Origin of the sequence: Promicromonospora sp. NPDC060204 (assembly GCF_042728455.1) — a bacterium.
Lineage (GTDB): Bacteria > Actinomycetota > Actinomycetes > Actinomycetales > Cellulomonadaceae > Promicromonospora.
Genome location: NZ_JBHWZO010000258.1, coordinates 1 through 8,808, shown reverse-complemented (window position 1 = coordinate 8,808; position 8,808 = coordinate 1). Strand labels below are relative to the sequence as shown.

Annotated in this window: 9 protein-coding genes and 1 tRNA gene; 4 read left to right on the top strand and 6 right to left on the bottom strand. The window is 72.3% G+C overall.

The features are described from left to right. Positions 1–85 precede the first annotated feature (85 nt). The 3 genes from ACFWEJ_RS24110 to ACFWEJ_RS24100 form a co-directional block, all read right to left on the bottom strand. On the bottom strand, positions 86–1,117 hold the full coding sequence (locus tag ACFWEJ_RS24110; RefSeq protein ID WP_377231716.1) for a glycine betaine ABC transporter substrate-binding protein: 1,032 nt from the start codon (positions 1,115–1,117) through the stop codon (positions 86–88). Positions 1,118–1,277: 160 nt separating this feature from the next. After that, on the bottom strand, positions 1,278–1,961 hold the full coding sequence (locus ACFWEJ_RS24105; RefSeq protein ID WP_377231715.1) for an ABC transporter permease: 684 nt from the start codon (positions 1,959–1,961) through the stop codon (positions 1,278–1,280). Then, positions 1,958–2,617 carry an ABC transporter permease gene (locus tag ACFWEJ_RS24100; protein ID WP_377231714.1) on the bottom strand — a complete coding sequence of 220 codons (660 nt, stop codon included), beginning with the start codon at positions 2,615–2,617 and terminating at the stop codon, positions 1,958–1,960. The genes ACFWEJ_RS24105 and ACFWEJ_RS24100 overlap by 4 nt, the downstream gene beginning before the upstream one ends. 42 nt (positions 2,618–2,659) lie before the next feature. Here ACFWEJ_RS24100 and ACFWEJ_RS24095 point away from each other — a divergent pair, with 42 nt between their 5' ends. Continuing rightward, positions 2,660–3,748: an ABC transporter ATP-binding protein gene (locus ACFWEJ_RS24095; protein WP_377231713.1), complete on the top strand. Its 1,089-nt coding sequence runs from the start codon at positions 2,660–2,662 to the stop codon at positions 3,746–3,748. 49 nt (positions 3,749–3,797) lie between these two features. Further along, positions 3,798–4,694, top strand: a complete 897-nt coding sequence (locus ACFWEJ_RS24090; protein WP_377231712.1) for a RimK family alpha-L-glutamate ligase — start codon at positions 3,798–3,800, stop codon at positions 4,692–4,694. A 115-nt stretch (positions 4,695–4,809) separates the two neighbouring features. Here ACFWEJ_RS24090 and ACFWEJ_RS24085 read toward each other — a convergent pair. The 3 genes from ACFWEJ_RS24085 to ACFWEJ_RS24075 form a co-directional block, all read right to left on the bottom strand. Continuing rightward, positions 4,810–4,885: transfer RNA gene (locus tag ACFWEJ_RS24085), tRNA-His, on the bottom strand. A gap of 72 nt (positions 4,886–4,957) precedes the next feature. Beyond that, positions 4,958–5,593, bottom strand: a complete 636-nt coding sequence (orn, locus tag ACFWEJ_RS24080; protein ID WP_357479895.1) for an oligoribonuclease — start codon at positions 5,591–5,593, stop codon at positions 4,958–4,960. A gap of 417 nt (positions 5,594–6,010) precedes the next feature. Then, a complete protein-coding gene (locus ACFWEJ_RS24075) occupies positions 6,011–6,160 on the bottom strand; it encodes a hypothetical protein (RefSeq protein WP_377231711.1) in 150 nt (49 codons plus the stop codon). Positions 6,161–6,850: 690 nt separating this feature from the next. Here ACFWEJ_RS24075 and ACFWEJ_RS24070 point away from each other — a divergent pair. After that, the gene (locus ACFWEJ_RS24070) at positions 6,851–7,480 is read left to right on the top strand and encodes an ArsR/SmtB family transcription factor (protein ID WP_377231710.1); all 630 of its coding nucleotides are present in this window, start codon (positions 6,851–6,853) and stop codon (positions 7,478–7,480) included. Then, positions 7,477–8,808: MFS transporter (locus ACFWEJ_RS24065; protein WP_377231709.1), on the top strand; the 1,332-nt coding region annotated here is incomplete at its 3' end. The genes ACFWEJ_RS24070 and ACFWEJ_RS24065, both read left to right, overlap by 4 nt.

Below are 8,808 nucleotides of genomic sequence, written 5' to 3'. Positions count from 1 at the left end.
GCTCTGGACGGATCCAGAGCGAAGAAACCCGGGCCTCAAAGGTGAGTGAGTCCGCGGCGGCCCTCGACGGGGCCGGGCGGTCAGATCACGACGTCGGGGTGAGCGAGCCGTCCGAGCTGAAGACCAGGCCGAGGGTGACCTCGCCCTGCTGCAGGGCCGCCTTGGTCAGCGGGCCGCCGGCGTCGAGCGAGCGGAACTCCGCGAACTCCAGGCCGTAGGTCTCCTCGAGACCCGGCTGGCAGAACGGGCGCTCCGTGCACTCCGGCGGGCCGCCGAGCACCAGGCCGCCGCAGGCCTCGGCGAGGTCGCTGAGCGTGGCGAGGCCGTTCTCGTCCGCGAAGGCCTTGGTCACGGCGAAGGCGTTCTGGTCCTGCGCGGGGGAGGGCTCGCCGAACACGAGGCCCACCTGCTCGCCCAGACCGGTCAGACCCTCGACGGTCGCGTCGAGGTCGCTGCTCGCGACCGGCTCGGCGTCGGCGCCGTTGACGTCCTTGTTGATGAACTCGGTCAGGGTGCCCACGTACTCGGGGATCACCTGGACCTGCTTGCCGTCCTCCAGCGCGGGGAGGTAGGCCTCACGGTTGCCGATGGTGGTCACCTCGGCGTCGTACCCGGCGGCGTTGAGCACCGTCGCGTAGATGGTGCCGAGCGTGGCGCTCTCGGCGAAGTCGGCGGCGCCGACGACGATCTTGCCGCTGCCGCTCTGCTCGGGGTTGTCCAGGCCGGCGTCGGCCACGAACTCCTCGGCGACCTCCTTGGAGGTGCGGCGGTCGACGTCCACGGCCTTGTTCAGGCCGATGAGGGTGTCGGTGTCGAGCGCGGCGGACACGGAGTCGAGCAGCGGGATGAGCGTGTCGTCGCCCTCCACGGCCGCCGCGTTGATCGCCGGGATGATGTTGTCGACGGTCTGGAGCTGCTTGTCGTCCTGGAGCACGACCAGCTCGTCGCCCGGGACGGCCTCGCACGCGGCGAGGCTGCTGCCGCCGGTCGAGGTGCTGCCGCCACCTCCGCCGGAGGAACCCGGTGCGCCACAGGCGGTCAGGAACGCGAGGGAGACGACGGCGGCCGCGGCGCCGAGCGTGCGCGGCAAGGACAGATGCGTACGGGGGAACTTCATCGAATGTCTCCGAACGTGGGTGGCGTACAACTGTTCTACGGCTTCGATCCGTCCCATTCGACCTCGGTCGGCGGTCGATGGCAAGGGATAAACCCCCTCGTGAGAATGTCGTTACATTTGGTCGGGCACCCCGGGGAGTTATTCCCGGGGCGAGGCCGCGTCAGGCGGCGCGGACCCGGAGCGGGGCGGGGGTGGCGAGGCGCTGCCCGACGGCGAGCACGGCGTCGATCAGCAGGCAGAGCCCGGCGACCACCACGCCGCCGGCGAGCACCTCGCCGTACCGCTGCGTGCCCATGCCGAACGCGATGATCTGGCCCAGGCCGCCGCCGCCGGCCAGCGCCGCGAGCGGGATCGTGGCCACGACCTGCACGATCGTGACGCGCAGGCCCGCGGCGACCAGCGTGGTGGCGAGCGGCAGCTCGACCTGCAGCAGGATGCGCCCGTCGCTCATGCCCATGCCGCGGGCGGCGTCCTTGGCGTCGGGGTCGGCGCCGCGCACCCCCTCGTAGGTGTTGACCAGCAGCACCGGCACCGCGAAGAAGGCGGCGGCGATGACCGTGGCTGTGTTGCCGAACAGGCCGCCCGCGGCGAGCAGCAGGATGATGCCGAGGGTCGGCAGCGCCCGGGAGGCGTTGGTCAGCCAGACGACCGTGCCCGCGCCCCGGCCGCTGTGGCCCAGCCAGGCGCCGGCCGGGATGGCGACGGCGGCGGCGATGGCCACGGCGATCGCCGTCATCGCCAGGTGCTCGCCCGCGAGCTCGAGGATGCCGCCGGGCTCGGTCCAGGTCAGGGGGTCGTTGAGCCAGACGATGGCCTGCTGGACGACTCCGGTCGGGGCGCTCATGCGGTCCTCCCGCGCAGCCAGGGGGTCAGGGCTCTGCCGACGGCCCAGAGCACGAGGTCGAGCACGAGGGCCAGCAGGATGGTCGCGAGCGTGGCCGTCATGATCTCGGCGCGGTAGAAGTTGTTGCGGAAGCCCTGGAACATGAGCTGGCCCAGCCCGCCGTACCCGACCACGACGCCCACGGTCACCAGCGCGACGGTGGAGACCGTGGCCAGCCGCAGCCCGGCGATGATGCTCGGCATGGCGCTCGGCATGGCCACCTGGACCAGCAGGCGCCCCGGGCCGTAGCCCAGGCCGCGGGCGGCGTCGGTGACGGCGGGGTCAACGGTGGACAGCCCGGCCACGGTGTTGCGCAGGATGATGAGCAGCGCGTAGACCACCAGGCCCACCAGCACGGGCGTGCGGCCGATGCCGAGCAGCGGGGCGAGGATCGCGAACAGCGCCAGGGACGGCACGGTGTACAGCACGGCCGCGGTGCCGAGCACCGGACCGGCCAGCCACCGGGACCGGGAGATCAGCGCGCCGAGCGGGATGGCGATGGCCGCCGAGATCGCGACGGCCTCGATCGTCAGGCCGGCGTGCTCGACGGTGCGCTGCCAGATCACAGCCGCGTTGTCGACCACGTACGACCAGGAGAACCACGGGTTGCCGGGCATGTTCAGAACCTATCGTGCTCTTCACCCGGTAGGTTCGAGCACATGGCCTCACGCACCGTGATCGAGCTGGACACCGTCCGCAAGACCTTTGGCAGCGGCACCGTCGCCGTCGAAGGACTGAGCCTCTCCGTGCGCGAGCACGAGGTGCTCGCGCTGGTGGGGCCCTCGGGCTGCGGCAAGTCCACCACCCTCCGCATGGTCAACCGGCTGGTGGAGCCGACGTCGGGCCGCATCCTGCTCGACGGCGAGGACGTGACGACCAGCGACCCCGTGGCCCTGCGCCGCCGCATCGGCTACGTGATCCAGAACGTGGGGCTCTTCCCGCACCGCACCGTCGAGGCGAACATCGCCACCGTGCCCGGCCTGCTCGGCTGGGACCGCCGGCGCACCCGGGCGCGCGTGGCCGAGCTCCTGGACCTCGTGGGCCTGCCCGCCGCCACCTACGCGAAGCGGTACCCACACGAGCTGTCCGGCGGTGAGCGCCAGCGCATCGGCGTGGCCCGCGCGCTCGCGACCGACCCGCCCGTGCTGCTGATGGACGAGCCGTTCGGCGCCGTCGACCCGGAGTTCCGGCGCCACCTGCAGACCGAGTTCCAGCGGATCCAGCAGGAGACCGGCACCACGGTGATCCTCGTGACGCACGACATCGACGAGGCGGCGCGCCTGGGCGACCGGATCGCCGTCCTGTCCCGCGGCGGCAAGCTGGAGCAGGTGGCGAGCCCGCTCGCGGTGCTGGCCCACCCGGCGTCGGAGCGGGTGCGCGACTTCATCGGCGACGGCGCTGCCTCGCGCATGCTCTCGCTCGCCGAGGTGCAGACGGCAGACCTGGAGGGCGTGGACCGGATCGTCGAGCCCGCCCCCGCGCCCGTGCGGCTGGGGGCGCGGTTGACCGACGCGTTCGAGGCGGTGGCCGCGCTGCCGGCGTCGGCCATGGGGCGCGTGCCCGTGGTGGGGGAGTCGGGCGAGCTCGTCGGCTCGCTGACCGCGGACGGGATCCTCGGCGCGCTGCGCCGCGCGGCGGACGCGGCGGCGGGGACGGCGTCGGACGCGGCCTCGGGCGAGGCGGACGTCGAGGTGACCGGTACGACGGCGGACACCGAGGACGCCGCTGTGACCGACGCCGCGTCCTGACCTGCGCCCAGACCGGGACCCCGGGAACCTGCCCCGATAGTCTCGGGGCGTGACCAACGCACGCGTAGCCCTTGCGACCTGTTCCCAGCTGCCCGACCTCGACAAGGACGACGTGCCGCTGATCGCCGCGCTCGCCGAGCGTGGCGTGACGGCCGAACCCGCCGTGTGGGACAGCCCGGCGGTCGACTGGCAGGCCTACGACCTCGTGCTGGTCCGCTCCACCTGGGACTACTCGCCCCGCCACGACGAGTTCCTGGCGTGGGCGCGCTCGCTGCCCAAGGTGGCCAACGGCGCCGACGTCATCGAGTGGAACACCGACAAGCGGTACCTGCGCGAGCTCGAGGCGGCGGGCGTCCCGGTGATCCCGACGATCTGGCTCGACCCGCAGCGGCACCTGTCCAAGCGCGCCGTGCACACCCGCATGCCCGCGTTCGGCGACTTCGTGGTCAAGCCCGTCGTCAGCGCCGGCGCCCAGAACACGGGCCGCTACCAGCCGGTGTCCGCGCAGTCGCGCGGCAAGGCGATCGCGCACGCCACCCGCCTGCTCGACGACGGCCGCTGGGTCATGATCCAGCCCTACGTCACCTCCGTGGACACCACGGGCGAGACCTGCCTGGTCTTCATCGACGGCGAGCTCACCCACGCCGTCCGGAAGAACGCGCTGCTCACCGGGCCGGCCGAGGACTCGGGCGAGCTGTACGCGCGGGAGGAGATGGCGTCGTTCGAGGCCACGCCCGACCAGATCGAGGTGGCCCGGCGGGCGCTCGACGTGGCGCGCGCGGCCACCGGCGCGGACCTCACCTACGCCCGCGTTGACCTCGTCTCGGGCGACGACGGCGTGCCCATGGTCATCGAGCTGGAGCTCACCGAGCCGTCGCTCTGGATGAAGTACGGCACGGGCGTCGAGGGCAAGCTCGCCGACGCCGTGGTGAAGCTGCTGGGCTGAGCGCGGCGCCGACGACGTCGGGCAACCGGCGTCGTCGGGCAACCGGCGTCGTCGGGCAACCGGCGTCGTCAGGCAACGCGAAAGGGCCCCTCGCCGAAGCGGGGGGCCCTTTGCATGGGGTGAGCGACGGGACTTGAACCCGCGGCCCTCGCGACCACAACGCGATGCTCTACCAGCTGAGCTACGCCCACCATGCTCGCCGATCCTGGACCGGCGACCGTCGAAAAGCATACATGGTCAGCGGCCACGGACCGAACTCAAATCTACGGAGCGAGCTGCTTCGTGACGGACGTCTCGGCGACGCTCGCCGCGGCGGCGCGCGCGGTCGCCGTGTCGGGGCCGGGCTGCGCGGGGAACAGGACCTCGCGGTAGTAGCGCAGCTCGTCGATCGACTCCAGGATGTCGGCCAGCGCGCGGTGCCCGCCGTCCTTCTTGGGGGAAGCGAAGTAGACGCGCGGGTACCAGCGGCGCGAGAGCTCCTTGATCGACGACACGTCGATGATCCGGTAGTGCAGGTACTCGACCAGCTCGGGCATGTGCAGGTCGAGGAACGACTTGTCCGTGCCGACGGAGTTGCCGGCCAGCGGAGCCTTGCCCGGCTCGGGCACCCACTCGCGGATGTAGGCCAGGATCTGCTCCTGGGCCTCCTCGAGGGTCAGCCCCTCGTCGAGCTCCTCGAGCAGGCCGGACGTGGTGTGCATGGTGCGGACGAAGTCGTTCATCTGCGCCAGCGCCTCTGCCGGAGGTTTGACGAGGACATCGACACCGGTGCCCAGGACGTTGAGATCGGAGTCGGTGACGATCGCGGCGACCTCGATCAGCGCGTCGGCGCGCAGGTCGAGGCCGGTCATCTCGCAGTCGATCCAGACGATGCGCTCGTTGGGGTTGGGAAGGCTCACCGACCTAGCCTATTCCGTCCGGCGGCGGGGGTGTTCCGCTGGGTGCGGTACGGGGCGCGGGCGGTGCTGGGCTGTGCTGGGCGGTGCAGCTCGACGTCGGCACCTTCCTGCGAGGTCGGCAGTCGGCATCGAGGTCGGCACAGCCCTGTGCCGACCTCGATGCAAGGTGCCGACGTCGTGGGTGGGTCGGCCGGCCGGGTGCACGAAGGCCCTTCCGCGAGGCGACGAGGTCGCTCGGGGAAGGGCCCAGGGTGTCCGACGGCGGTCGGAGTGCTGTTGCCCGGCGGATCGGCCGGCCGGCGGCGCCGGTCGGACAGGTTCAGCCGGTCGGACAGGTTCAGCCGGTCGGACAGGTTCGGCCGGTCGGACCGGGTCAGCCGGTCAGACCGGATCGGCCGGTCAGGCCAGTTCAGCCGGTCAGATCAGGCGGAGCCGCTTGGCGCGCTTGGCCGTGCGGCGCTCGGGGCGCTCCCGCAGAGCGCGCTCCTGGGCACCGGCGACCTCCGCGCGGCGGGCGATCTCGGCGACCTGTGCGCGGCCGATGTAGTAGGCGGTCTGGGCATGCATGTCCGTGGTCCTTCCAGGGGTGGGGAGAGGTGGCGGTCGCAGCGGGCGTGCTCCGGCCGGGTCGCGGTCGGTGCTCCTCAGTGTTTCCGTCGTGTTACATCATCCCAGATTCCGGAAATGCCGCGCAAGGCGGACAGGGGTGACGTGCAGCACCCTGTCGCAGGTCAGCGGGTGTGCCGAGCGGCCGCTACACGGGCCCATGCCCGCACAAACAACGAAGCAGAGCGTGTGCCGGGCACACGCTCTGCTTCGGGATGTCGGAGGCGTCGGTCGCCGGAGGAGTTCCGGCGGACGCCGTACGGGTCATGCGGACCGCGCGCGCAGGGCGGGTGCCGGTGCGCGGTGGTCGTTCCGGTGTGCGGCGTGGGCCTCGGCCCGGCGTCGCTTCTGCTCCTCGCGGAGCCTGCGTGAACGCCGGTGTTCCTCGGCGTCCTGGAGGCGCTCCCGGTGAAGGGTCTGCGCCAGCTCGTACTCGGTGTGCACGTGAGTGCCTTTCGTGACGCTGGATTGCCGGTCTCCCGACAGAGGGTCTGGCCGGACCCTGTCCACCGCCCGGTATGGGACCGGACGGACGTCACCGCGGTGTGCCTTGAGCCTCCCAGGAGACGGCGGTGCGGCGCACGGCTTTATTCGGGCGAAGTCGCTAAAGATTCCTTGCGCAAGTTCTCTTTAGCGTCCTACGCTCGGCGCATGCCCGAGCAGAAACAGCCAGAGACCCAGGGGTTCACGCGGCCGACGCCGCCGGAGGACACCGTCATCTCGCAGACCGATGCCATCAAGGCGATGACGCACCCGCTGCGCATCCGGCTGCTCGGCCTGTTCCGTCCCGGGGTGGAGCTCACCGCCACCCAGTGCGCCGAGCGCACGGGCGAGTCGGTGGCGAGCTGCTCCTTCCACCTGCGTCAGCTCGAGAAGTACGGGCACGTCGAACGGGCCGAGGCGCACGGCAAGGAGCGCCCGTGGCGGGCCGTGAGCAGGGGGTTCAGCGTGCGACCCGACCTTGCCGACCCGGAGGCGTGGCCCGCCGCGCAGGCGTTCGGCAGCATGTTCGTGGCCGAGCAGTTCGCCGCCCTGCAGCGCTGGCTCGCCGATGCGGACCGGGACGACCCGTCCTGGGTGTACGCCAGCACCCAGACCGCCCAGGAGTTCTGGGCGACGCGCGACGAGCTGGACGACCTCTCCCGGCAGCTGGAGGAGATCACCGCGCCGTTCCGTGGTCGCGCGGTGGACCCGGGCAAGCGCCCGGAGGGCGCGCGCCGCGCGCACCTGTTCGGCGCGGTCTGGGCCGAGATCCCGGAGCCGGAGGGCGAGGAAGCATGACCACCGTCAAGCCGGCCGCCCCGGACGACGGCACCGTGCCGGACGACGGCACCGTGCCGGACGACGGCGCCGCCCCGGGCGGCCCGTCCGCCGTCGGGCAGCCGTTGCCCGCCGACCCCGCCCGGTACCTGCGGACGCCGCTCTTCCGGACCCTCGTGGTGGGCTGGACGCTCGCGAACGTGGCGGACTCGCTGCTCACGCTGCTCATGGCGGTCTGGGTCGCGGACCTGACCGGCAGCGCCGCGCTAGGCGGTCTGACGTTCGCCCTGCTGGGCCTGCCCGCGCTCGCCTCGCCCTTCCTGGGCTACCTCGCGGACCGGGTGTCCCGGCGGCGCATGCTCGTGGTCGCCTACGTGGTGGGCGCGCTCGGGCTGGTGCCGCTGTTCTGGGTGACCCGGGCGGACCAGGTCTGGATCGTCTTCGCGGCCACGCTGGTCTACTCCGGGGTCGCGTACGTCACGGGCGCCTGCCAGTCGGGGATCCTCAAGGACCTCCTGCCGAACGAGGCCCTCGGCCACGCCAACGGGCGCCTGTCGATGATCGACCAGGTGTTCCGCGTGGCCCTGCCGCTGGTCGGCGCGGCGGTCTACGCCCTGGTGGGCGTGGTGCCGCTGGTCGCGGTGGCCGTCGCGGGGTTCGTGGGCGCGGCGGTCGTGCTCGGCCTGGTGCGGGTCACCGAGTCGCGGTTCGAGGGCGAGCCGGGCGAGTCGTACCTGGCGGCGACGACCGCCGGGTTCCGGCACCTGTTCGGCACCCAGCCGCTCGGCGGGATGACCTGGAACGCCCTGATCGTGTTCGCGTCGGTCGGCCTCGTGAACGCCGTCTCCTTCGCCGTGCTCGACGGCCTGGGGCTGCCCGCGGCCTGGCTCGGCCCGGTGACGGTGCTGCAGGGGGTGACGGGGTTCGTCGCCGGGGCGGTCACGCCGCGCCTCATGCTGCGGTACGGCCGGCCGCGGGTCTACGCCATCGGGATCCTCGCCGGGGGCGTGGCCCTCGTGCCGCTCATGTTCAGCTGGGTGGTCCCCGCGATCGTGGCTCAGGCGCTGCTCGGCTTCGGGGTGACGTCCGCGATCATCGCGTGGGTCACGGAGCGCCAGGTCCGGACGCCGGAACGGCTCCAGGGGCGGGTCGCCGCCGCCGGGCACCTGGTCGGCAACCTGCCGGGCACCGTGGTGACGGCCCTCGGCGCGGGGCTGCTCGCGTTCGTGGACTACCGGCTGCTGGTGCTGGCCAACGTGATCGTGGTGGTCGGCGCGGGGCTGGTCGCCCTGCGCCTGCGCCGCACGCCTGACCCCGACGTGTCAGACGCTCAGGTCACCCAGGTGACC